The sequence below is a fragment of the Pseudonocardia sp. genome, assembly GCF_025965585.1.
GTDB lineage: Bacteria > Actinomycetota > Actinomycetes > Mycobacteriales > Pseudonocardiaceae > Pseudonocardia.
In genome coordinates, this window is record NZ_JAOPWR010000141.1 from 1 (window position 1) to 22381 (window position 22381).

Annotated in this window: 20 protein-coding genes; 4 read left to right on the forward strand and 16 right to left on the reverse strand. The window is 74.1% G+C overall.

Going from position 1 to position 22381, the window contains the following annotated elements:
- The 12 genes from JWR81_RS08870 to JWR81_RS08925 all read right to left on the reverse strand — a co-directional run.
- On the reverse strand, positions 1 to 1689 hold a 1689-nt coding region (locus JWR81_RS08870), incomplete at its 3' end, for an NADH-quinone oxidoreductase subunit G (RefSeq protein ID WP_297649324.1).
- On the reverse strand, positions 1686 to 2990 hold the full coding sequence (nuoF, locus tag JWR81_RS08875) for an NADH-quinone oxidoreductase subunit NuoF (protein WP_297649326.1): 1305 nt from the start codon (positions 2988 to 2990) through the stop codon (positions 1686 to 1688). The genes nuoF and JWR81_RS08870, both read right to left, overlap by 4 nt.
- 34 nt (positions 2991 to 3024) lie before the next feature.
- Positions 3025 to 3822: an NADH-quinone oxidoreductase subunit NuoE gene (gene nuoE, locus JWR81_RS08880; protein ID WP_297649328.1), complete on the reverse strand. Its 798-nt coding sequence runs from the start codon at positions 3820 to 3822 to the stop codon at positions 3025 to 3027.
- A complete protein-coding gene (locus JWR81_RS08885; protein ID WP_297649330.1) occupies positions 3819 to 5153 on the reverse strand; it encodes an NADH-quinone oxidoreductase subunit D in 1335 nt (444 codons plus the stop codon). Before JWR81_RS08885 ends, nuoE begins: the two co-directional genes overlap by 4 nt.
- The gene (locus JWR81_RS08890; protein WP_297649332.1) at positions 5150 to 5989 is read right to left on the reverse strand and encodes an NADH-quinone oxidoreductase subunit C; all 840 of its coding nucleotides are present in this window, start codon (positions 5987 to 5989) and stop codon (positions 5150 to 5152) included. Before JWR81_RS08890 ends, JWR81_RS08885 begins: the two co-directional genes overlap by 4 nt.
- Positions 5989 to 6540 carry an NADH-quinone oxidoreductase subunit B family protein gene (locus JWR81_RS08895; protein ID WP_297649334.1) on the reverse strand — a complete coding sequence of 184 codons (552 nt, stop codon included), beginning with the start codon at positions 6538 to 6540 and terminating at the stop codon, positions 5989 to 5991. Before JWR81_RS08895 ends, JWR81_RS08890 begins: the two co-directional genes overlap by 1 nt.
- Before the next feature lie 10 nt (positions 6541 to 6550).
- On the reverse strand, positions 6551 to 6916 hold the full coding sequence (locus JWR81_RS08900; protein WP_297649336.1) for an NADH-quinone oxidoreductase subunit A: 366 nt from the start codon (positions 6914 to 6916) through the stop codon (positions 6551 to 6553).
- Positions 6917 to 7119: 203 nt separating this feature from the next.
- Positions 7120 to 7806: a demethylmenaquinone methyltransferase gene (locus JWR81_RS08905; protein ID WP_297649338.1), complete on the reverse strand. Its 687-nt coding sequence runs from the start codon at positions 7804 to 7806 to the stop codon at positions 7120 to 7122.
- A 36-nt stretch (positions 7807 to 7842) separates the two neighbouring features.
- Positions 7843 to 9285 (reverse strand): DUF6297 family protein, encoded by a 1443-nt coding sequence (locus tag JWR81_RS08910; protein ID WP_297649340.1) that lies wholly within the window; start codon positions 9283 to 9285, stop codon positions 7843 to 7845.
- Complete coding sequence (ccmA, locus tag JWR81_RS08915) at positions 9282 to 10037, reverse strand: heme ABC exporter ATP-binding protein CcmA (RefSeq protein ID WP_297649342.1); 756 nt, start codon at positions 10035 to 10037, stop codon at positions 9282 to 9284. The genes JWR81_RS08910 and ccmA overlap by 4 nt, the downstream gene beginning before the upstream one ends.
- Positions 10038 to 10440: 403 nt before the next feature.
- Positions 10441 to 11544, reverse strand: a complete 1104-nt coding sequence (locus tag JWR81_RS08920) for a glycosyltransferase (RefSeq protein WP_297649344.1) — start codon at positions 11542 to 11544, stop codon at positions 10441 to 10443.
- Position 11545: 1 nt separating this feature from the next.
- Positions 11546 to 12703 (reverse strand): glycosyltransferase family 1 protein, encoded by a 1158-nt coding sequence (locus JWR81_RS08925; RefSeq protein ID WP_297649346.1) that lies wholly within the window; start codon positions 12701 to 12703, stop codon positions 11546 to 11548.
- Positions 12704 to 12907: 204 nt separating this feature from the next.
- Between JWR81_RS08925 and JWR81_RS08930 the strand changes: the two genes are divergently transcribed.
- Positions 12908 to 13720 carry an inositol monophosphatase gene (locus tag JWR81_RS08930; RefSeq protein WP_297649348.1) on the forward strand — a complete coding sequence of 271 codons (813 nt, stop codon included), beginning with the start codon at positions 12908 to 12910 and terminating at the stop codon, positions 13718 to 13720.
- A 40-nt stretch (positions 13721 to 13760) separates the two neighbouring features.
- Here the strand turns inward: JWR81_RS08930 and JWR81_RS08935 are convergent, their stop codons facing one another.
- Complete coding sequence (locus JWR81_RS08935; RefSeq protein WP_297649350.1) at positions 13761 to 14237, reverse strand: DUF3592 domain-containing protein; 477 nt, start codon at positions 14235 to 14237, stop codon at positions 13761 to 13763.
- A 95-nt stretch (positions 14238 to 14332) separates the two neighbouring features.
- On the opposite strand from JWR81_RS08935, the gene JWR81_RS08940 reads away from it, so the two are divergent.
- Positions 14333 to 15583 (forward strand): isochorismate synthase MenF, encoded by a 1251-nt coding sequence (locus tag JWR81_RS08940; RefSeq protein WP_297649352.1) that lies wholly within the window; start codon positions 14333 to 14335, stop codon positions 15581 to 15583.
- Positions 15584 to 15586: 3 nt separating this feature from the next.
- On the opposite strand, the gene JWR81_RS08945 is transcribed toward JWR81_RS08940, so the two are convergent.
- From JWR81_RS08945 to menD, 3 genes are all read right to left on the reverse strand, one after another.
- Positions 15587 to 16249, reverse strand: a complete 663-nt coding sequence (locus JWR81_RS08945) for a response regulator (protein WP_297649354.1) — start codon at positions 16247 to 16249, stop codon at positions 15587 to 15589.
- On the reverse strand, positions 16246 to 17787 hold the full coding sequence (locus JWR81_RS08950) for a HAMP domain-containing sensor histidine kinase (RefSeq protein ID WP_297649356.1): 1542 nt from the start codon (positions 17785 to 17787) through the stop codon (positions 16246 to 16248). Before JWR81_RS08950 ends, JWR81_RS08945 begins: the two co-directional genes overlap by 4 nt.
- Positions 17788 to 17991: 204 nt before the next feature.
- Positions 17992 to 19605, reverse strand: a complete 1614-nt coding sequence (menD, locus tag JWR81_RS08955; RefSeq protein WP_297649358.1) for a 2-succinyl-5-enolpyruvyl-6-hydroxy-3-cyclohexene-1-carboxylic-acid synthase — start codon at positions 19603 to 19605, stop codon at positions 17992 to 17994.
- 126 nt (positions 19606 to 19731) lie between these two features.
- On the opposite strand from menD, the gene JWR81_RS08960 reads away from it, so the two are divergent.
- Together JWR81_RS08960 and JWR81_RS08965 are read left to right on the forward strand one after the other, a co-directional pair.
- Positions 19732 to 20772 carry an alkene reductase gene (locus JWR81_RS08960; protein ID WP_297649360.1) on the forward strand — a complete coding sequence of 347 codons (1041 nt, stop codon included), beginning with the start codon at positions 19732 to 19734 and terminating at the stop codon, positions 20770 to 20772.
- 171 nt (positions 20773 to 20943) lie between these two features.
- The gene (locus JWR81_RS08965; protein WP_297649362.1) at positions 20944 to 22185 is read left to right on the forward strand and encodes a hypothetical protein; all 1242 of its coding nucleotides are present in this window, start codon (positions 20944 to 20946) and stop codon (positions 22183 to 22185) included.
- Positions 22186 to 22381: the final 196 nt, after the last annotated feature.

Genomic DNA, 22381 nt, shown 5'->3' on the forward strand with positions numbered 1-22381 from the left:
CCGGCCCGGCTTGGCCGGCAGCCCAGCCACACCCCAGTAGTCGGCGAGCGGGCCGCCGTCGGCGACCGGACGACCACCCGGCAGGAGCGAGGGCAGCGCACCCGCCTCGACGGCGCCGCGCTCACCGGCCCGGCGCGGGACCCAGCCGACGGCCGCACCGGTGCGGGCGGCCAGCGCCGACACCGCGGAGTAGAGCCCGGGGACCTCTGCGGCCCGCTCGCCGACGAGGACGACCCCGCCGCCGGTCAGGGCCTCGATCACGTGCGCGGGGAGGTCGGCCAGCACGGCCGCCTCCGCGCCCGGGACGGCCGGGATCAGGTTGTCCTTGGCGGCCGGGGACGCGGCGCCCGTCTCGTCGGAGGTGCGCTCGACGGCCGGCGTCGTCCACTGGCCGAGGTGGAACACCTTCTGGCCGTGCTTGCGGGCCGCCTTGCGGAGGCGGAGGAAGACGATGGGCGACTCCTCCTCCGGCTCGAACGCGACGCAGAGCACCGCGGGCGCGGCCTCGAGGCGCGTGTAGTCCAGCACCTCGGGACCCTGGCCGACGACGTGCGCGGCGAGGAAGTCCAGCTCCTCGGCCGAGTGCGGGCGGGCCCGGAAGTCGACGTCGTTGGTTCCGGCCGCGACGCGCGCGAACTTGGCGTAGGCGTAGGCGTCCTCGACGGTCAGGCGGCCGCCGGCCAGGACACCGATGCCGCCCTCGCGGGCCTGTGCGAGGCCGTGAGCCGCGGCCGTCAGGGCCTCGGTCCAGGACGTCTCGGCGAGCACGCCGTCGGCGCCGCGGACCATCGGGCGGGTGATGCGGTCCTTCGAGGCGAGGTAGCGGAACGCGAAGCGGCCCTTGTCACAGGTCCACTCCTCGTTGACCTCGGCCTCGTTGCCCGCCATCCGCCGCATGACCGTGCCGCGGCGGGAGTCGACGCGCTGCGAGCAGCCCGACGAGCAGTGCTCGCAGACACCCGGGGTGGAGACGAGGTCGAACGGGCGGGAGCGGAACCGGTAGGCGGAGCTGGTGAGCGCGCCGACCGGGCAGATCTGGATGGTGTTGCCCGAGAAGTAGCTCTGGAACGGCTTGTCGTCGGCCACGCCGATCTGCTGCTCGGAGCCGCGCTCCAGCAGCTCGATGAACGGGTCGCCGCCGATCTGCTCGGAGAAGCGCGTGCAGCGCTGGCAGAGCACGCAGCGCTCGCGGTCGAGCAGCACCTGCGAGGAGATCGGCAGCGGCTTGGGGAAGGTCCGCTTGGTCTCGACGAACCGGCTCTCCGTGCGCCCGCTCGTCATCGCCTGGTTCTGCAGGGGGCACTCGCCGCCCTTGTCGCAGATCGGGCAGTCGAGCGGATGGTTGATGAGCAGCAGCTCCATGACGCCGGCCTGGGCCTTCTCGGCCACCGCCGATGAGCGCTGCGTCTTGACGACCATGCCGTCGGCGACCGTCATCGTGCAGCTGGCCTGCGGCTTGGGCATCGGCCGCCCGCCCATCTCCACCTCGACCAGGCACTGGCGGCAGGCGCCCGCCGGGTCGAGCAGAGGGTGGTCGCAGAAGCGCGGGACGATGATCCCGAGCCGTTCGCAGGTGCGGATCAGCAGCTCGCCCTGGGGGGCGTCGACGACCTGGCCGTCGATCGTCAGCCGCACATGCCCTTCGGGGACGGGCGTCGTGTCCGCCTCGGAGTCTTGAGTCAGGGTCACGCCATCGCTCCGGCGGGCTCGGGGGTGGCGGCACCGGGCTGGGCCGCGCACAGGTCCAGGAACTCCTGGCGGAAGTACTTGATCGCGCTGGTGATCGGGCTCGTGGCGCCGTCACCGAGGGCGCAGAACGACCGGCCCAGGATGTTGTCGCAGATGTCGAGCATGGTCTCGACGTCGGCGGCGCGGCCCTCGCCGTGCACCAGTCGCTCGAGGATCTGCACGAGCCAGTAGGTGCCCTCGCGGCACGGGGTGCACTTGCCGCAGGACTCGTGCTTGTAGAACTCGGTCCACTTCATGACCGCCCACGGCACGGACACGGTCTCGTTGAAGACCTGCACCGCGGTGGTGCCGAGCATCGACCCCGCGGCTGCCGCGCCCTCGAAGTCGAGGGGGACGTCGAGGTGCTCCGCGGTGAACAGCGGGGTGGACGAGCCGCCCGGCGTCCAGAACTTCAGCGGGACGCCGCCCTTCATGCCGCCGGCGAGCTCCAGGAGCTGCCGCAGAGTGATGCCGAGGGGAGCCTCGTACTGGCCGGGCTTCTCGACGTGGCCGGACACCGAGTAGATCTTCGGGCCGGGCGACTTCTCGCTGCCCATCTCGCGGAACCAGTCGCTGCCGCCCTGCACGATCGAGGGAACCGACGCGATGGTCTCCACGTTGTTCACCACGGTGGGCGACGCGTAGAGCCCCGAGGTGGCCGGGAACGGAGGTTTGAGGCGGGGTTGACCACGACGACCCTCGAGCGAGTCGAGCAGTGCCGTCTCCTCGCCGCAGATGTAGGCGCCCGCGCCGGCGTGCACCACGATGTCGAGGTCGAAGCCCGAGCCGAGGATGTTCTTGCCGAGGTAGCCCTTGGCGTAGGCCTCGTTCACGGCGTTGCGCACCCGGCGGATGGGGTGCAGCGCCTCCCCGCGGATGTAGATCGCGCAGAAGTTCGCGCGGATCGCGTAGCTCGTGATGACGCAGCCCTCGATGAGCGAGTGCGGGTCGGCCATCATCGTCGGGATGTCCTTGCAGGTGCCCGGCTCGCCCTCGTCTGCGTTGATCACGAGGTACTTGGGCTTGGCCCCGGGGCCGGTCGGGCCCTGCGGGATGAAGCTCCACTTCATGCCCGTGGGGAAGCCCGCGCCACCGCGGCCGCGCAGGCCGGAGTCCTTGACGAGCTGGATGAGCTGGTCGGGGTGGGCCGTGAGCGCGTGGCGCAGGGCCTGGTAGCCGTCGGTCTGCTCGTAGGTGTCGATCGACCACGAACGCGGGCTCTGCCAGCGCCGGGTGAGGACGGGGGTCAACTGATCGGTCATGATTGCGCCTCCGCGGGAGGAAGAACGTCGGCGGTCATCTCTTCTCCGGAAGGGCAGGCGGTGCGGGCGGGGTGTCGGGCATCGCGGGTGCGGCCCAGCCCCGTTCGGTGGCCAACGCCGCGCCGCGCATCGTCTCGGGCGCCGTGGACGGGCCCTCCACGCTGCGCTCGAGGTCGGGGAAGATCCCGGCCAGCTCCAGCTCCACGGTCTTGAAGTCGGTGAGCGGGGCGCCACGGGTGGGGTGCGGCTTCTCGCCGCGCTGCAGCGCGTCCACCAGGGCCTCGGCGGACCGAGGAGTCTGGTTGTCGAAGAACTCGTAGTTCACCTGCAGCACCGGGGCGAGGTCGCAGGCCGCGAGGCACTCGGCGTGCTCCAGCGTGATCGACCCGGTGGTTCCCGGCTCGCCCGCCGTCTCCTCGTGGCCGACCCCGAGCTTCGTCGTCAGCCGCTCGTAGATGTCGTCGCCGCCGAGCACAGCGCACAGCGTGTTGGTGCAGACGCTGACGATGTGCTCGCCACAGGGGGTGCGCTTGTACATCGTGTAGAAGGTGGCCACCGCGGAGACCTCGGCGGTGGTCAGCTCCAGCTCGTCGGCGCAGAACCGGATGCCGTCCTGGCTGACGAACCCCTCCACCGACTGCACGAGGTGCAGCAACGGCAGCAGCGCCGAGCGCGACTGCGGGTACCGGGCGATGATCTCCTTCGACCGCTGCCGGGTGACCTCGTCGAAGAGCGGCGAGACGATCGGCTGGTCGGCCGGCCCGTCCCACACGACCTCCTCGGGCGCGACCACCGGGCCGTTCGTCTCCGGGGTGCCTTCGGGCAACGTCATCGGTCCACGCCTCCCATGACGGGGTCGATGCTGGCGACGGCGGCGATCACGTCGGCGACCATGCCGCCCTCGCTCATCGCCGGCATCGTCTGCAGGTTCACGAAGCTGGGGTCGCGCACGTGCACGCGCACGGGGCGTGTGCCGCCGTCGGACACCAGGTGGAAGCCGAGCTCGCCGCGCGGCGACTCGATCGCCGAGTAGACCTGCCCGGGCGGCACGTGGAAGCCCTCGGTGACCAGCTTGAAGTGGTGGATCAGCGACTCCATCGACTGACCCATGATCTTGCGGACGTGCTCGAGCGTGTTGCCCATGCCGTCCGAGCCGACCGAGAGCTGCGCGGGCCAGGCCACCTTCTGGTCGGCGACCATCACCGGGCCCGGCTCCATCTTCGCCACGGCCTGCTCGACGATCTTGAGCGACTCGTGCATCTCTGCGACGCGCAGGCGGTAGCGCGCGTAGCAGTCGGCCTCGGTGGCCGTCGGGACCTCGAAGTCGTACTCCTCGTAGCCGGAGTACGGCTCGACCTTGCGCAGGTCCCAGGGCAGACCGGCCGCGCGCAGGATCGGGCCCGTGGCGCCGAGGGCGAGGCAGCCGTCGAGCGGCAGGTAGCCGACGTTCTCCAGGCGCTGGCGCCAGATGGGCTGGCCGGTGAGCAGCTTGTCGTAGTCCGGGAGCCGGCTTCGCATCACCTTGATGAAGTCGGTGACCTTCTCGGCCCAGCCCTCGGGGAAGTCCTGCGCGAGACCGCCGGGGCGGATGTAGGCGTGGTTCATGCGCAGCCCGGTGAGGAACTCCAGCAGGTGCAGCACCTCCTCACGCTCACGGAACCCGGCCGTCATGCCGGTGAGCGCGCCGAGCTCCATGCCGCCGGTGGCCAGGCACACCAGGTGCGAGCCGATCCGGTTGAGCTCCATGAGCAGCACCCGGGCGACCTGCGCACGGCGCGGCACCTCGATGCCGAGCAGCTTCTCGACGCCCAGGCAGTAGCCGGCCTCGTTGAACAGCGGCGCCAGGTAGTCCGCGCGCGTGATGAAGGTGACGCCCTGGGTCCAGGTGCGGTACTCGCAGTTCTTCTCGATGCCCGTGTGCAGGTAGCCGATGACCGACCGGGCCTGCTGCACCGTCTCGCCCTCGAGCTCCAGCACCAGCCGAAGCACGCCGTGCGTGGACGGGTGCTGGGGACCCATGTTGATGACGATGCGGTCGTCGTGGTCCTCGTCGATGAGGGTGTCCCAGTCGCCACCGGTGACGGTGTAGACCGGCCCCTCGGTGGTGCGGCGCTCCTCGGCGGGCGTGGCCGGGGCCGCCGGGCCGTCGTGGACGTCGGTCATGAGTAGGACCTCCGCTCGTCGGGCGGGGGTATCTCCGCGCCCTTGTACTCCACCGGGATCCCGCCGAGCGGGTAGTCCTTGCGCTGGGGGTGCCCGTCCCAGTCGTCCGGCATGAGGATCCGGGTCAGCGCGGGGTGACCGTCGAAGATCACGCCGAACATGTCCCACGCCTCGCGTTCGTGCCAGTCTGCGGTGGGGTAGACCTCCACCACGCTCGGCAGGTGCGGGTCCTCGACGTCGAGGGCGACCTCCAGCCGGATCCGGCGGCGGTAGGTCATCGACGTGAGGTGGTAGACGACGTGCAGCCGCTGGTCCACCTCCGCGCCGTAGTCGACACCGGAGATCGACGAGCACAGCTCGAAACGCAGTCCCTCGTCGTCGCGCAGGGTGCGGCAGATGTCGAGGATCCGCTCGCGCTGCACGTAGAACGTGATCTCGCCGCGGTCGATGGTGATCTGCTGCACCGCGCCGCGGGCCACGCCACGCTCGGCGAGCGCCTCGGCGAGGTCGTCGGCGAACTCGTCGAACCAGCCGCCGAACGGGCGCTCCGCGGGAGCGGGGGCGTAGCCGGGCAGGCGCAGGCCGCCGAAGCCGGACGTGTCGCCGGTGCCGTGGATGCCGAACATGCCCTCGCGGGCGCGCATGGGGGCCGGGCGCGTGCCGCCCTCGGCGGCCTCGTCGCCGAGGGCCGCCTGCTCGACCTCGCCGCTCTCCGGGGCCTCGCCGCCTGCCGCGCGCTGTGTCGCGGTGTCGGCGCCGCCCGCCTCGGCCGAGGACTGCTCGCCGCCGGTGGGCTCGGCGCTCTCCTTGGAGGTGCCTTCGGTGTCGTCAGCCATCACTTCTTCTTCGCGTACTTGATCGACGACGGGACCATCTCCGTCTTGTGGCCGCTCTCGGCGAGCTCGGCGGCCCGCTTGGCGCCCAGCGGCTCGTCCATGATCTTGGCGTGGATCTTGAGGATCGCGTCCATGAGCATCTCCGGGCGCGGCGGGCAGCCAGGCAGGTACATGTCGACGGGCACGACGTGGTCGACGCCCTGCACCACCGCGTAGTTGTTGAACATCCCGCCCGACGATGCGCAGACGCCCATCGCGAGCACCCAGCGGGGCTCGGGCATCTGGTCGTAGATCTGGCGCAGGACCGGGGCCATCTTGTTGCTCACGCGGCCCGCGACGATCATCAGGTCGGCCTGGCGCGGCGAGGCCCGGAAGACCTCCATGCCGAACCGGGCGAGGTCGTAGCGCGGCGCGCCGGTGGTCATCATCTCGATCGCGCAGCAGGCCAACCCGAAGGTGGCAGGCCACAGCGACGACTTACGGGTCCAGTTGACCAGCTTCTCGACGCTGGTCAGCAGGACGCCGCTGGGCAGGTTCTCCTCGAGCCCCATGAGTGCTCCTCTAGTTCCAGTCCAGGCCGCCGCGGCGCCACACGTAGACATAGGCGAAACCGACGGTGACGATGAACAGCACGATCTCCACCAGCCCGAACAGGCCGAGCGCGTCCGCGCTGACCGCGAACGGGTAGAGGAAGACCATCTCGATGTCGAACAGGATGAAGAGCATCGCCGTCAGGTAGTAGGCGACCGGCATCCGGCCGCCGCCGACCACGGGGTCGGGCGAGGGCTCGATCCCGCACTCGTAGGCGTCGAGCTTGGCCCGGTTGTAACGGCGCGGACCGACGTACGGCGCAGCCGTCACGGAGAACAGAGCGAACGCCCCGGCCAAGGCGAACATCAAGACAAGCGGGAGATAAGGATCGAGCATCGTGCACCCTCATCATCTGCGGCGGACCGGCTATTGGGGATCTTGCTCACCAGGTGCCCGACCCTAGGTCGGGACACCGTCCTGGCCGGAGCCAGGCGAACCTAACTTCTACTTGTGAAGAGTTTCACGAAGTCCGTGTGAGTCTAAGCACGAGCCGCAAGAGGTGCTCGTCCGCCTCGGCGGCCGAGAGCGATCTGTGAGGACTAGACGCGACGGGCGCGGTGCAGGGCCACGGCACCGCCTGCGAGGTTGCGCCAGCCGACCTGGCCCCATCCCGCCTTCGCGATGCGAAGGGCCAGTTCAGGCTGCGGCGACCAGGCCCGGATGGACTCGCCGAGGTAGCTGTACGCCTCCGGGTTGCTGGACACGCGCTCCGCGATCGCGGGCAGGATCCGCTCCAGACCGAGGTAGTAAGCGGCCCGGAAAGGCGCCCACGTGGGGCGACCGAACTCACACACGACGAGTCGTCCGCCCGGGCGTGTGACGCGCGCGAGCTCGGCGAGCGCGGTATCGGGGTCGGCCACGTTGCGCAGGCCGAACGAGATGGTCACGGCGTCGAAGGAGGCGTCCTGGAACGGCAGGGCGAGCGCGTCGGCCGCCACCTTCGGCACCTCGCGCCGGGCGCCGGCACGCAGCATCCCGATGGAGAAGTCGGCGGCGACGCACCACGCGCCGGAGCGGGCCAGCTCGACGGTGGACACGGCGGTGCCCGCGGCGAGGTCGAGGACCTTCTCGCCCGGCTGCAGGCCCAGCGCCGCGCGGGTGAGGGTGCGCCAGCGGCGGTCCTGCCCGGCCGTCAGCACCGTGTTGGTGAGGTCGTAGCGGCGCGCGACACCGTCGAACATCGCGGCGACGTCGCGGGGGTTCTTGTCCAGGTCGGCGCGGCTCACGGGCCGAGCCTACGGCGCCCGGGCGGGTGTGGCCGGTCAGCCCGTGAACAACTGGATGCCCGCGAGGACCACGAACAGCAGGGGCCCCCGCGACAGCTCGATGAGCATGCCGACCGGCAGCGGCCCGAGCCCCACCCCGGTGTCGACCATCGACCCGCCGAAGCTGCGCGGGGGCCGCGTCGCGAACCGGAGGACCACGGCCATCGCGCTCACCGGCACCAGCACCAGCGACAGCACGGACCCACCGGCGGGGGCCACCAGCAGCGTCCACACCACCGCCACCACCGCGGGTCCGACGCAGTGCACGGCGAGCAGCTCGGGGTTGGTGCCCCCGAGGTTGCGGCGCAGGCCCCGGGAGCCCGCGACGGCGCGCAGCCCGTCGGCGAGGCCGCCCGCGGCCAGCGTGGCCCCGAGCAGCTGCGCGATCGGCACCACCCGCGGCGGCACCGCCACCGAGGCCAGGTAGGGCAGCACGAGCAGGGCGATGGCGGTGGCCCAGGCGGAGCGGGCGCGCATCATCCGCCGGGTGTCCGCGAGCAGGAGGCCCCGGACCCGGCTCCCGGTGATCCGCCGGGACCGGACGGTGCCGATCGCCCGCAGCCGCCGCTCGCGCGACACCCCCGTCGTGATGGAGCCGTCCATGAAGCCGACGCTCAGCGTCAGCGCGGCGAGCAGGGGCCCGGCCGCGGTGACGGCGGTGCGGTCGAGGCGCCGCAGCCGCGTGCGGCCGAGCACCGCGGCCACGATCGCGACCAGTACGGCGACCGCCGCGACACCGACGAGCACCTCCGTCGCCGCCCCGCCCGCCGGAGCCGCAGGCGCGTCGCCGCTGCGTTCGAGCAGGACGACCACCGCGATGCCCACCACCGCCGGCACCGTCAGCGCGCCCGCCGTCCGCACCAGCACCCGTTCCCGGCCCCGCCGGACCTGCGCCCACACCGCGAGCACGGTGAGGAACGCCCCGGCGGCCCCCGCGAGCACGACGAGCCCGATCGCGCCGCGCAGGTCCGCGCTGAGGCCGACGAGCAGCGCCGCCCCGCCCACGAGGCAGCCGGCCAGTGCCCCGGCCACCACGACGATCCGGTAGCGGGAGGCGAGGAACGAGCCGCGGTCGATCGGTGCGGCCATCAGCCAGGTCGCCGCGGCCGGTCCGACCGTCACCGGGCCCAGGGCGGGGAGCACCCGCAGCAGCAGCGCGACGCCCAGCAGCGCCGTCGCCGCACCGAGCCAGTACTGCGTGCCGGTGCTCGGCGGCACCAGCAGCTCGCCGAGCGCGTTGCGCAGGACCTCGACGAACAGCCCGCCGATGACCGCGATGTAGAGCAGCGTCTGGTAGACGTTCCCGGCCACGGTCGTCCACGACGGGCGCTTCGCGCGGCGCACCCCTCGCAGCCGCGCCCGGACGTCACGCCACCGGGGGGCGGCGACCGCGGCCACGATGCCGCCTCCGCCGGACCACGGTGCGTCGGCGGGGGTCACTCCCCGATCCGGACGACGTCGTCGGCGACGGCCTGCAGGATCTCGTCGTCGTGGCATGCGAACAGCAGGGCGGTGCCCGCGGCCTTCTCGGCCGTCAGCCGCTCGACCAGCCAGGCCCGCCCGGCCGTGTCGAGCCGCTGCTCCGGCTCGTCCAGCACGAGCAGCCGCCGCGGCCGCACCAGCAGCGACGCCAGCGCCAGGCGCCTGCGCTGGCCGCTCGAGAGCGTGGCGGGGAGATGGTCGGCCGACGCCGTCAGCCGCACGTCGGCGAGCACCGCGTCCACCACGGCGCGCGAGTTCGGGACGCCGTGCGCGCAGGCCAGCAGGTCGAGGTGCTCGAGCACGGAGAGGTCGCCGAAGACGTCGAGGTCGTCCACGAGCACCGCGACGTCGGCGCGGAAGCGCGGGTCGGTCTCCGGACGCTGCTCGCCGTCGAGCAGCACGGTGCCCGAGTCGGGCACCTCGATGCCCACGACGCAGCGCAGCAGCGTGGTCTTGCCGGCCCCGTTCGGCCCGACCACCCCGACGGCGCGCCCGGCGGGCACCCGCACCGAGACACGGTCGAGCACTGCCTGGCCCCCGAACGCCTTCGAGAGGTCGCGGACGTCCAGCACGGCCTTCTCCGGCGCGATCTTGCCGGGCGCCTTCCTCCCGGAGGCCCTTCTCCCGGGCGCAGCCTTTCCTGACGCCGACTGCCGCGGCGATGTTCTCACCGGCTTCTGCCCCGGCTTCTTCGGTACGTTCTCGGCCACGTGGACCTCCCGGCGCCGACCGTAGCGACGGTCCCCACGGGGTCGGGCAGCGGTCCGTTCAGCGCTTCGCGGCCTTGTGGCCCTTGTCACCACGGATGCGTCGCGGTACACCTGTGTCAGGGAGAACTGGCAGGCCACGGGCGTACCGGTGGAGAAGGTGTGCTCCCCCGGCCGGTGATCCCGGCTCGAGCGGCAGGTACCCACGCGGAGCATGCCGCGACGAGGCCGAAGCGTCCTGGGTCTGCGTCGAGGGACGACAACCGTCCGCCGCCGCCGAGACCACCCACAGGGCCCACTGTGCACGCTTGGTCGCCTGGTGGCCCGAGCCCGTTGGCCGCCGTCCCGACCCGTCGGAGCGGCGGCCAACTCATGTCCGGGGATCCTCGATCGACACGGAGGCGGCTCACCCGGTCAACGTCGCCAGCATCCGGCCCACCGAGGCGGGCCAGCCGAACTGCTCCGCCCGGGCCCGCGCCGCCGTACGCCGGGCCCCCTCCTCCGCTGCCAGCAGCGTGGTGACGCCAGCCGCGAAGTCCGCCGCGGAGTCCAGGGCCGCCGCCCCCGACCCGCCCACGATCTCCGGCAGCGCCGAGCTCGCCGACACCACCACCGGGGTCCCGCTGGCCAGCGCCTCGAGGGCCGAGAGCCCGAACGTCTCGTGCGGGCCGGGGGCGAGCGACACGTCCGCCGACGCCAGCAGCCGCGCGAGGCGGACACGGTCGGGCACGAACCCCAGGAACGTCACGGGCAGTCCGGCGGCCCGGCGTTCCAGCGCGGGCCGCCGCGGGCCGTCCCCGGCGACGACGAGCCGCACGCGGTGTCCGGTGTCGCGCAGCAGGGCGACGGTGTCGATGCTGCGCTCGGGGTACTTCTCCGGGGAGAGCCGCCCGCAGTGGACGAGCAGCACCTCGGCGTCCCGCCCCAGCTCGGAGCGCAGGTCGGAGCAGTGGTGGCGCGGCGAGAACGTCGTCAGGTCGACGCCGAGCGGCACCTGCACCACGTTGCCCGCACCGATCCGGTCGAACTCCGCCCGCGCGAACGACGTCGTGCAGACGATCGTGTCGTAGGCCGCCGCCATCCGGGTGTTGGCCGCGTCGGCCACACGGCGCGCGGCCGGCTCGGGCAGCAGGAACTGCGTGAGCAGCCGGTCCAGGCGCTCGTGGGAGATGACGATGCTCGGCACACCGTGGCGCTGCGCCCAGTGGCCCAGCCCGCGCAGGGTCAGCCGGTCGGAGACCTCGATCGCGTCCGGGCGCAGCCGTTCCAGCAGCCGCGTCACGCGCCACGGGTCGACGGCCCGGTAGCCGCCGGTGCCGGGCAGCCGGGGCGCGGCGACCGTGATCCGCCGGATTCCCGTGGGCAGCACCTCGTCGGCGCCGCGGTCGCCGGGCACGACGAGCACCACCTCGTGCCCACGCCCGGCATAGCCCGCCCCGAGATGGTGCAGCGCGGTGCGCAGGCCACCGGAGCGCGGGCCGTAGAAGTTCGCGAGCTGGACGATCCGCACGTCAGGCCGCTGCCGCGGCGGCGGCGGCCCCGATGACCTCGGCGTAGTGGGCCAGCAGCTCGTCGCCGACGGTGGTCCAGGTCTTGCGCAGCACCGAGCGCCGGGCCGCCGCGCCGAAGCGGGCGCGCGTGGCGTCGTCGGTCAGCGTGACGACGGCGGCCCGCAGCACGGCGTCGGCCGCCGCCGAAGCGGGGTCGTCGGCGTCGGCGCCCTCGGGACGCGGTGGCACGAGGAAGCCGGTACGTCCGGGCAGCACCAGGTCCCGCGGGCCGCCGGCATCCGGCGCCACCACCGGCAGCCCCGACGCGAGCGCCTCCTGCACGGCCTGGCAGAACGTCTCCGACGGTCCGGTGTGGACGAACACATCGAGGGAGGCGTAGAGGCGCGCCAGCTCGTCGCCGCCGCGGAAGCCGAGGAACGCCGCGGTCGGCAGTGCCGTGCGCAGCCGCTCCGCGCCCGGCCCGTCACCCACCACCACGATCCGCGTCCCGGGGACGTCGGCCAGTGCTGCGAGGCGCTCCACCTGCTTCTCCGGCGCGAGCCGTCCGACGTAGCCGACGAGCAGCTCGCCGTTCGGGGCCAGCTCGCGGCGCAGCCCGTCGTCGCGCTTGGAGGGGGTGAACCGGCTGGTGTCGACCCCGCGCGCCCACTGGTGCACCCGCGGCACCCCACGCGCCCGCAGCGCCCCGGTGGCCCAGCTCGACGGCGCGAGCGTGCGGTCGGCCTGGCCGTGCAGGCGGCATGTCCAGCGCCACGCCGCGCGGGCCGTCAGCCCGAGGCCGTACGAGGACGCGAAACCCGCCACATCGGTCTGGTAGATCGCAACGGTCGGGATGCCGAGCCTGCGCGCGGCCGCCAGCCCCCGGTAGCCCACGACGAACGGCGCGGCCAGGTGCACGACGTCGGGGGCGAAGTCGCGCAGCGCCGTCAGCACGCGGCGGCTGGGCACACCCACCGGCATCGACGACACGACCGGAAGGTCGACCGCCGGGATGCGGACGACCCGGGCGCCCTCGTACTCGGCGGGCCCGTCGAGTCCCGGCGCGATCACCAGTACCTCGTGCCGGGCCGCCGTGAGGTGCTCCACGACGCGGAGCACGGAGTTGGTGACGCCGTTGACGACGGGCAGGAAGCACTCGGAGACGATCGCGACTCGCACGGGTGGACCGTGCACCAGCCGCCGTCCAGGTGGCCGTCGCCGGGTTGACGGGTCGTGGAACACGGGGCCAACAGCACGCGTCGGGCGACACAGTTGGCCCGGTGATCGGCGACACGTCATCTCCGGGTCGCACCGGGGACACCCGATGCGGTGACGCTCGGATCACATGACCGCCGACGTACTCGCCTCCGCGGAGGCGGCATCGTGACCCTCCAGCACATCTCCTCGCCGCCCGTGGATCCGGGCCTGCTGTCCCGCGCGCTCGAGGTGGCCGGACGGCTGGCCAACGACGCCGCGGAGGTCATCACGGCCACCGCGGGGCGCGAGTACCAGACGGGCGCGGGCCACAGGACCAACCCGTTCGACTGGGTCACCGACACCGACCGCACGCTGGAGCGCCACACCCGCCGCGTGCTGGCCGCCGACTTCCCCGACGTGCCCGTCGTCGGCGAGGACTACGGCGCCGACGCCGGCGCGGCGGCGGCGCCCTACCGGTGGGTGGTCGACCCGGTGGACGGCACCGCCAACTACGTCGCGGGCTTCCCGTGGTGCGCCTACAGCCTCGCGCTGGTCGACGCCCACGGCCCCGTCGTCGGCGTGATCGCCGACCCCAGCCGCGCCCAGATCTACGCCGCCGCCCGCGGCCGGGGGGTGCGGGCCAACGGCGTGCCGGTGCGGGTGGCGCCCCGCAGCCCCGTCGGCGGGCTGGTCTGCGGCGAGCTGACCGTCGAGAACGCCGCCGGCTTCACGCGCGCGGCCGCGGCCGCCCACGCCGGCGTAAGGGTGCTCGGGTCGTCGGCGCTCGCCGTGACGCAGGTGGCGCTCGGCCACGCCGTCGCGGCTGTGCTGGACCACTACCGGGAGTGGGACGTGGCCGGCGCCGTCTGCCTGGCCACGGAGGCCGGCGCGCTCGTCGTCGACGGGGAGGGCCGCCCCGATCCCCTGCCCACGGACACGATGATCGTCGCCGTCCCCGGGGCCCTGGAGGAGGTCCTGCGCTGGTGGCGGTCCCGCTGACCTCGCGCGTCGGCACGCGGGTCGGGGCACCCCGTCGCGTTCAGCCCGGGGAGGACGCCCGGCTGCGGCGCAGCCGCCGCGACCACGGCACGGCGATCGCCCACACCACGAGCACCCCGGCCCCCAGCGGCAGGAACCCCTCGGATGCGGTGCGCCCGGCGACTCGGACCAGGTCGGGGTTCGTCACGTCGTACTCGACGGCCACGGTGCTGCCCGGCTGCAGGCCGCGCGGGTAGAAGACGCCGAGCTCGGGGGTGTGGGCCTGGCCGTCGGCGGCGGTGAACTGCACCAGCGTGCGGAAGAACGTGGACCCTTCCAGCACCTGCGCCTGGGCTATGGCCTGGTTCCCCGAGATCGTGCGGTCGTCGAGCGCCGCCGCGACGAGGGCGAACCCGGCCATCAGGGTGATCACGATCGCGACGACGAGCACGATCTGCGGCGCCGTGCGGGAGATGGCCCGACCGGCGGGCCGGACCAGCTCCGCCAGCTCGTCGATCGCCCGGGTGCGTGTGGTCACAGTGCGTCATCCTAGTGCTGGTGGCCGGGAACGTGTGGCCCGCGCCTCCAGGGCCGGACGCGCATTGCGGGCCCGCGCCTCCTACTCTCGGAAAGGTGACGATCGCCCCGCTACCGACCGGGTTCGGCGTGCGAACCAGGCTCGTCGACGACCCGGGCCGACTGATCGACCTGCTTCCCGACGAGCACAGCATGTCGTGGGTGCGAGGGTCCGACGGTCTCGTCGGGTGGGGTGAGGTCGCGCGTTTCCGCACGTCAGGGCCCGATCGCTTCGCCGAGGCCGACCGCTGGTGGCGGGACTTCGCGGGACGTCTCGACGTCGACGACGAGGTCGGGACGCCCGGTACCGGGCCCGTCGCGTTCGCCAGCTTCGCCTTCGCCGACTCCTCGCCGGGATCGGTGCTGGTCGTCCCGCGCGTGCTGGTCGGGCGCCGCGACGGCCGCGCGTGGGTCACCGAGTTCGCCCACGGCGACGGCGCCTCCGCGATGCGTTCGGTCACACCGGTGCGCCCGAGCGGCACGCTGCGCTACGCCGACGGCCACCTGTCCGCCGGACGCTACCGCCGCGCCGTCGCCGAGGCCGTGCGTCGGATGCGGGCGGGCGAGATCGAGAAGGCGGTGCTCGCCCATGACCTGCTCGCCGTCGGCGAGGACCCGCTCGACCCCCGCTTCCTGCTCGGCGGCCTGGCGCGCCGCTACCCGACGTGCTGGGCGTACGCCGTCGACGGGCTGGTCGGCGCCACCCCCGAGCTGCTGATCCGGCGCACCGGGGGCACGGTGGAGTCCCGTGTCCTGGCCGGCACCGCGTGGCCCGGTGACGGACCCGACGCCGACCCGGCCCGGCTCGCCGACCGGTTGTTGGGATCGGTCAAGGACCGCCGTGAGCACGCGCTCGCCATCGACTCCCTGGCCGACGCGCTGCGTCCGCTGTGCGCCGAGCTGGACATCCCCGAGAGCCCGTCGGTGATCGCGCTGCACAACGTCTCGCACCTGGCCAGCGACGTGCACGGCAAGCTCCCCGCCGAGGACCCGTCCTCGCTGCTGCAGCTGGCCGAGGCGGTGCACCCGACGGCGGCGGTCGGTGGCACACCGCGCGAGGCCGCGGTCGCGCTCATCGCCGAGCTGGAGGGCATGGACCGCGGGCGCTACGCGGGCCCCGTCGGCTGGGTCGACGGCGACGGCGACGGCGAGCTGGGCATCGCGCTGCGGTGCGCGCAGCTCGACGGGCCGGTCGCGCGCCTGTTTGCGGGCTGCGGCGTGGTGGCCGACTCCGATCCGGACACCGAGGTGCGGGAGGCCGCCGCGAAGATGGTGGCCGTGCGCGACGCGCTGGAGGCGGCCGGCTGACGCTCAGCGCCGCCCGTCGCCCCTGCGCAGCTCCCGCACCAGCGCCGCCACCTCCAGCTGCGAGCCGACCTCCATCTTGGTGAGGATCGACCGGATCTGCGTGCGGACGGTGGCCACCGAGACCACGAACTCCTCCGCTATCGCGGTCGGGCGCTTGCCCTGGACGATCCGGTCCACGATCTGCCGCTCGCGGGGCGTGAGCTTGACCCAGCACTGCTGCCGATGCCGATCCGCCGCGCCCACCGTCTCGGCGATCGTGCGCAACCGGGCCCGCTCGACGTCGCTCAGCAGGGGCCGGCCCTCGACCACCCGCACCGCGGTGGCCACGAGCTCGTCGAAGGGCGCGGACTTCAGGACCCATCCGGCCGCCCCGGCTGTGACCGCCGCAGCGACGCGCGACTCATCGAGCGTGCCCGTCACGATGACCACCTCCCAGCCCGCCGCGCGCAGCCGCGGCACCAGCACCGTGCCGTCGAGACCCGCCCCGAGCTCGAGATCGAGCATGACCATGCCGCCGGGCGGGGCAGGGCGGTCGAGGCGGTCGACGAACTCGGCGGGCGCAACCGCGACGGCGGCGATCCCGCGGCCGCGCAGTGCCATGGCGAGCGACGCTGCGACGAGGTGGTGGTCGTCGACCACCAGCACCGGTGGGCCGGCCGACGTCACGCGCCCACGGCCGCGACCGTCGCACCGGCGGCGGGCTCCGTCGGCACTGCGTCGGCCGGGAGGGGGTCGGCCGGGAGGGTGTCGGGGAGGCTGAGCGGGAGGTCGAGCACCGCGGTGCAGCCGCGGCTCCCCGACGCGAACGTGAACGTGCCGCCGTGGAGATCGGCGAGCTCGGCGCAGAGGGCGAGGCCCAGGCCGCTGCCGGTGGATCCGGCGCCGCGCCGCGGCACGGCGGCCGTGGCGCCGGGGGGCAGGCCGGGGCCGTCGTCGGCCACCTCGATGCGCACCTGGGATCCGACCGTGCGGGCGCGCAGCCAGACCCGCGCGCCCGGCGCGTGCCGCGCGCAGTTGACCAGCAGGTTGGTCAGCACCTGGGCCAGCACGCCCGGCTCGACGGCCGCGTACGGGTCGCCGTCGATGTCCACCCAGACGTCGAGGCCGACGGTGCGGTGCACGAGGGCGAGATCTCGGATCACGCGTCCGACGCACGCGTCGCGCCGGTCGGCCGAACCGCCACCGAGCATGCGCTGGAGACGCTCGAGCTCCCCGCCCGCGGCCACGAGCAGCCTGCGCCCGTCGAGGGACGCCACCGCGTCCTCCTGGGTGAGGACGCGGGCCGCTCCGGACAGGCCGGCCACGAGGTTGCGCAGCTCGTCATCGCGCTCGGCCAGCCCCGCGATGGCGGCCTCCGCCTCCTCCAGCCGCCGGCACGAGGCGTCGCGCTGGTGGGCGAGCGTCCGCATCGTGGCCAGCAGGAACGGCACCGCCGCCACGAGCATCATCGCCACCGCGCCACCCTCCAGCGCCGACGCGAGCGACGACCGCTGCGGAGCCGCCTCGACGATCCGCACCGCGTTGGCCCCACCGAGCGTGGCGAACGCGAGACCGGCGCGGCGCAGCAGCGGGCGCCGGAGCACGGTGCCGGCGAGGAGCAGGACCACCCCGGCAGCTCCCGCGCCCGACCACGCCAGGAGATCCGCCGCGGCCACCACCCCGCCCGGCGGGACGGCGCCCGGCATGAGGATCCCGGCCGTGGCCACGGCGATCGTGCCGGCGAGCACGAAGACCAGCACCGCGACGGCGACGTCCCGGTCGCGGCGCGGGTCGGCGGCGCCCGCCACCGAGAGCGCGAGCAGCCCGACCACCCCCAGCACGGCGACGCTGGCTCCCAGCACCTGCAGACCGGTGGGGGTGCCTTCACCGGCGATCCGCACGACGAGCGCGACGATCGCGTAGACGCCGACCGCGGCGGCGACGCGCCGGGACCGGCGGTCGCGCCCCACCCATGCGGCGACGACGAGCAGCACCGACGCCAGCACGACGGCCGTCGAGACCAGGACGGCGGGGACTCGGGACGGCACGTCCGCGGCCTGCAGCAGCTTCACGCACCACCAGGCGACGCCGACCAGCGCGGCCTGGACGAGCAGCTCACCGGCGGGGGCCCGCAGGTCCGCCCGGAGCACCGTCGGGCGCCGCAGGCCCGTGCGGGCCGGTCCGGGGCGGGTGACACCGCCGTGCATGGTCGCTGCCCTGCTCACTGCGTGACCCTCGATGACTGGGGACGACCGGACCGCTCGGGGCCGGACGGGTGCTGGGGAGCTCCACCTGGGTCGTCGGCGTTGTGGGAACCGTCGTTACGGCAGGTGATCGCCCCGGCACAGCCGGACCTGCGGACGGGTGGCCCCGTACGTTCTGCGGCGTTCGCGCTGCACGGTGAAGCAGGCGCGGTACCGGTGAACGGCCTACGACGAGCGGTGGACGGCCGCCGTCACGGCCGACCGCAGCTCGGCGTGGCCGTCCCGCAGCCGTGACCGGTCGCCCCGCACCTCCACCAGGCGGATTCCCCGTGCGGGCGCTAGCGCCGCGGGGAGGCCGGCGACGTCGGTGAGGTGGTGCCCCACCCCCACGGCGGCGCACAGCGCGGCGAGGTCCACGCGGTGCGGCGTGCCGAACACGCGCTCGAACGCGGCCGAGTGCTCGGGCGCGCCCTGCTCCAGCAGCCCGAAGATGCCGCCGCCCCCGTCGTTGAGGACGACGATCGTCAGGTCGGGGCGCGGTTCGTCCGGGCCGATGACGAGCCCGGTGGTGTCGTGCAGCAGCGTCAGGTCACCCAGCAGCGCGTACGTCGGGCCGGGGTGCGCGAGAGCTGCGCCGACAGCCGTCGAGACCGTGCCGTCGATACCCGCGACGCCCCGGTTGGACCGCACCGTCACGCCGGTCCGCGGTGCCGCCGCGAGCGCCACGTCCCGCACCGGGTTGGACGAGCCGAGGACCAGCTGGGCGCCGTCGGGCAGCGCCGCGACGAGCGCACGCGCCAGGCGCAGGCCCTCGACGGCGGCGGGGTCGTCGAGGGCCTTGTCCAGAGCCTGCGCCGCCGCGTCGTCGGCCTGGCGCCAGCGGCGCAGCCAGGCGGGGTCGGGGGTGAGCGCGGGCAGGCTCCCGACCGCGCGGACGGTGCCGGGGACGTCGGTCCAGGGGCCACCCTGGACGTCGGCGAGCGCGTACACGGCGACGTCCGGGTCGGCGAGCAGCCGCTGCACCGCGCGGTGCAGCGTCGGCCTGCCGGCCACCACCACCTGCGCCGGCGTGAGCCGGTCGGCGCCGAGCAGCCACGGCCCCGTGCGCACGGATCCTGGCCAGGCCGCCGACGACGGCTCCGCCACGACCGGCACCGGCACGTCGAGGGGCGGAGAGCCGTCACCGGCGATCACCAGCGTCGGCGCGGAGGGGTCGAGCGGCAGCGGCGGCGCCTCGCGGACGACGGCCGGCACCGCGGTCCACGGGGCGCCGTCGGCCCGGCCCTCGGGAACGACGTCGTCACCGTCGGGCACGAGCGGCTCGGAGAACGGCAGGTTGACGTGCACCGGCCCGGGCCACGATCCGAGCGCCCCGGTCGCGGCCGCCACCGCCCGGTCCACCAGCGACCGCAGCTGCCCGGGCGAGCCGGCTCCGGTGAGGGCCAGTCGCACCGCGCCGCCGAAGATGTCGGTCTGCACGATCGTCTGGCTGGCGCCGGTGCCGACCAGCTCCGGGGGCCGGTCGGCGGTGAGCACGAGCAGCGGCACCCCGGCGTGCGAGGCCTCCAGCACCGCCGGGTGCAGGTTCGCCACCGCCGTGCCGGACGTCGTGCACACCGGCACCGGACGACCCGACGCCACGGCGAGCCCGAGCGCGAGGAACCCGGCCGTCCGCTCGTCGATCCGGACGTGCAGCCGCAGCGCCCCCGTCGCGTCGGCGGCCTGCAGCGCGAAGGCGAGCGGCGCGTTGCGGGAGCCGGGGCACAGGACCGCGTCGGTGACGCCGCAGCGCACGAGCTCGTCCACCACGAGCCGGGCATGCAGCGTCGAGGGATTCACCTGGAGAAGCCTAAACCGTGATCATCGGCACGCCGTGGTTCGGGAAGGGCCCGCAACGGCACCTGGTTGAACACTCACGTGTCCGGAACCCAGCCTCTTGCCTCTGACAGCCCCCTCCTGCAGCCCGTGACCGCCGGTGCGCTGCAGGCCGCCAACCGCATCTGGATGGCGCCGCTGACCCGCAACCGCGCCGATGCCGACGGCACCCCGAACGACCTGAACGTCGAGTACTACCGCCAACGCGCGGGCTCCGGCGTCCTCATCACCGAGGGCAGCCAGCCGTCCGCCGTCGGCCAGGGCTACATCAACACCGCCGGTGTCGTCGACGACGCCAACGAGGCCGGGTGGAAGCGCGTCGCCGACGCCGTCCACGCCGACGGCGGACAGCTCGTCGTGCAGTTCATGCACGCCGGCCGCATCTCGCACACCGACAACAACGGCGGCCGGCGGCCCGTCTCGTCCACCGGGAAGGCCGCTGCCGGCGAGATGTTCACCGCCGACGGCATGAAGCCGCACACCACGCCGCGCGCGCTCGAGACCGCGGAGCTCCCCGGTGTCGCCGCCGAGTTCGCCGACGCCGCCTCGCGCGCCGTCCGCGCCGGGGTGGACGGCGTCGAGCTGCACGCCGCCAACGGCTATCTGCTCCACCAGTTCCTCGCCGACGGCGTGAACGACCGCACCGACTCCTACGGTGGCAGCCCCGAGAACCGGGCGCGTTTCGTCGTGGACGTGGCGAAGGCCACCGCCGAGGCCATCGGTGCGGACCGCGTGGGCATCCGGATCTCCCCCGGGCACCCCTTCAACGACGTCACCGAGGACGACCTGTCGGTCTACGAGACCCTCGTCGCCCAGCTGGCCGAGCTGAACCTCGCCTACCTGCACGTGCTGGCCGAGGCCGACGACCCGATCGTCGCGAAGCTGAAGGCGATCTGGCCGGCCACGTTCGTCCTCAACACCGGCTTCGGCGTGGAGGACGACCGCGACGAGCTCGAGCGTCTCATCGCCGACGGGCTCGCCGACGCCGTGACCGTGGGCCGCCCGTTCCTGGCCAACCCCGACCTAGTCGAGCGCTGGACGCGGGGCGCCCCGCTCAACGAGCCCAACCCCGACACCTTCTACGGCGGCGGGGCCGAGGGCTACACCGACTACCCGCGACTGGCGGGCTGATAGCCACCACCGCCGGGCTCGATCAGCCCGGCGCGTGGTGACGAGGCGGGCGCAGGGGCATCCCCCTGCGCCCGCCTCGGTCGTTCCCGGCACCTTCTCCGAAGGCCCACGCGCACGGCCCCTCGTGTCGCATCATGCGGAGTCCGGGCGAACGAGGGGCGGAGCACCGCGATGGCCGACTACCAGATCACCGACGTCCCGTATGAGGGCATGCGGCAGGCCGACGTCCGCGAGCCCGTGCTGCGGGGGGTCGGCCACGGGCCCATGGGGCCCGCGGCCGACGCCTACCGGGGGGTGGCCGAGCAGCTGCGCACGGTCGGCGACCGCGTGGCCGACGCACTGAAGACGGCCGCCGCGGCGCACAGTGGCGAGGCGGCCGAGGCCGCGGCGCGGCACATCGCCGCGATGATCGAGCCGGGCGACACCGGCTGGGCGCAGGCGGAGCTCGCCGCGCGGGCGCTGGAGGACACGGCCGACCACCACATCCGCGCCCGCCACGACATGCAGGCCCTTCCCGAGCACGACTTCTTCACCCCCGGCTCGGAGCGCGACCGGCTGCGCACCAGCACCGTCCTCGCCGGGCGCCGCTACCAGGACAACGTCAACCACGCTCTGACCACGTCGTTCCAGGCCTTCCCGCCACCGAAGCCCGGTGACGTCGGGATCGCGCCGGCGGCCGTCACATCGCCGCGGGCAGCCGGTGGAGGCGCGCGAGGCGGTGGCGTTCCGGCCGGCGGCGGCCCGGCCGGGGGCGTTGCGGGCGCGGGTTTGCTCGCCGATGGAGGCGGGCCTGCCGGGAGCCCGGCCGGTGGCGTCGCCCCGGCAGGCGGGTCCCCTGCGGCCGCGGGGGTCTCCGTCGTCGCCCGCCCGGGCGCGGGGGCCGGGATGCCTCACCCTGCGGGTGGAAACGCCGCCACCACCCCGCAGTCCCTGCCGGGCCGGTCCTCCTCCGCCCGCCCCTCGTCACCGCGGCCCGCGCAGAACGGCGGTGTCGGCGAGCCGGCCGGGCCCCCGCTCGCAGGACCCGTGCTCTCCGGCGGGGATCCCGCCCCCTTCTGGGGCACCGGACAGCACGTCGGGTCCGGTCCGGGACGGCCGGGCGTTCCGGGCCCGCTCGGTGGTTCGGGCGGGGCCGGGGGAGCCGGCCGCTCCGGTCCGTTCGCGGAACCGGGCGCGCGTCCCGTGCCGGGATCGCCGGAACCGGCAGGCCGCACCGCCGCGGCCGGTCGCGGCGGGGTCGGCGTACCGGGCTACGGCGCGATGCCGATGACGGGCGCGGCCGGCGGGCGTCAGGATCGCGAGCACCACCGCCCGCCGTGGCTGGTCGAGCCCGACCCCGAGTCGGTCTGGCTCGGCAACCTGCCTCCGCACACCGATCCCGTGATCGGCGCCGAGGAGTCGCACGACCGGTGAACGCCCCCGCCACACCGCCCCGGCTGGAAGGATCATCGCCGTGACCACGCCCGACCTGCAGCTCCTCCGCCCCGCTCCGGAGATGCCCGACGACCTCCTGCGGGTCATGGCCGCCCCCGGCCCGGCAGGTCCGGGCGGCATGTTCTTCGTCGACCCGGAACGGGCCCAGCAGTGCATCGACACCTTGCGCGGGTGC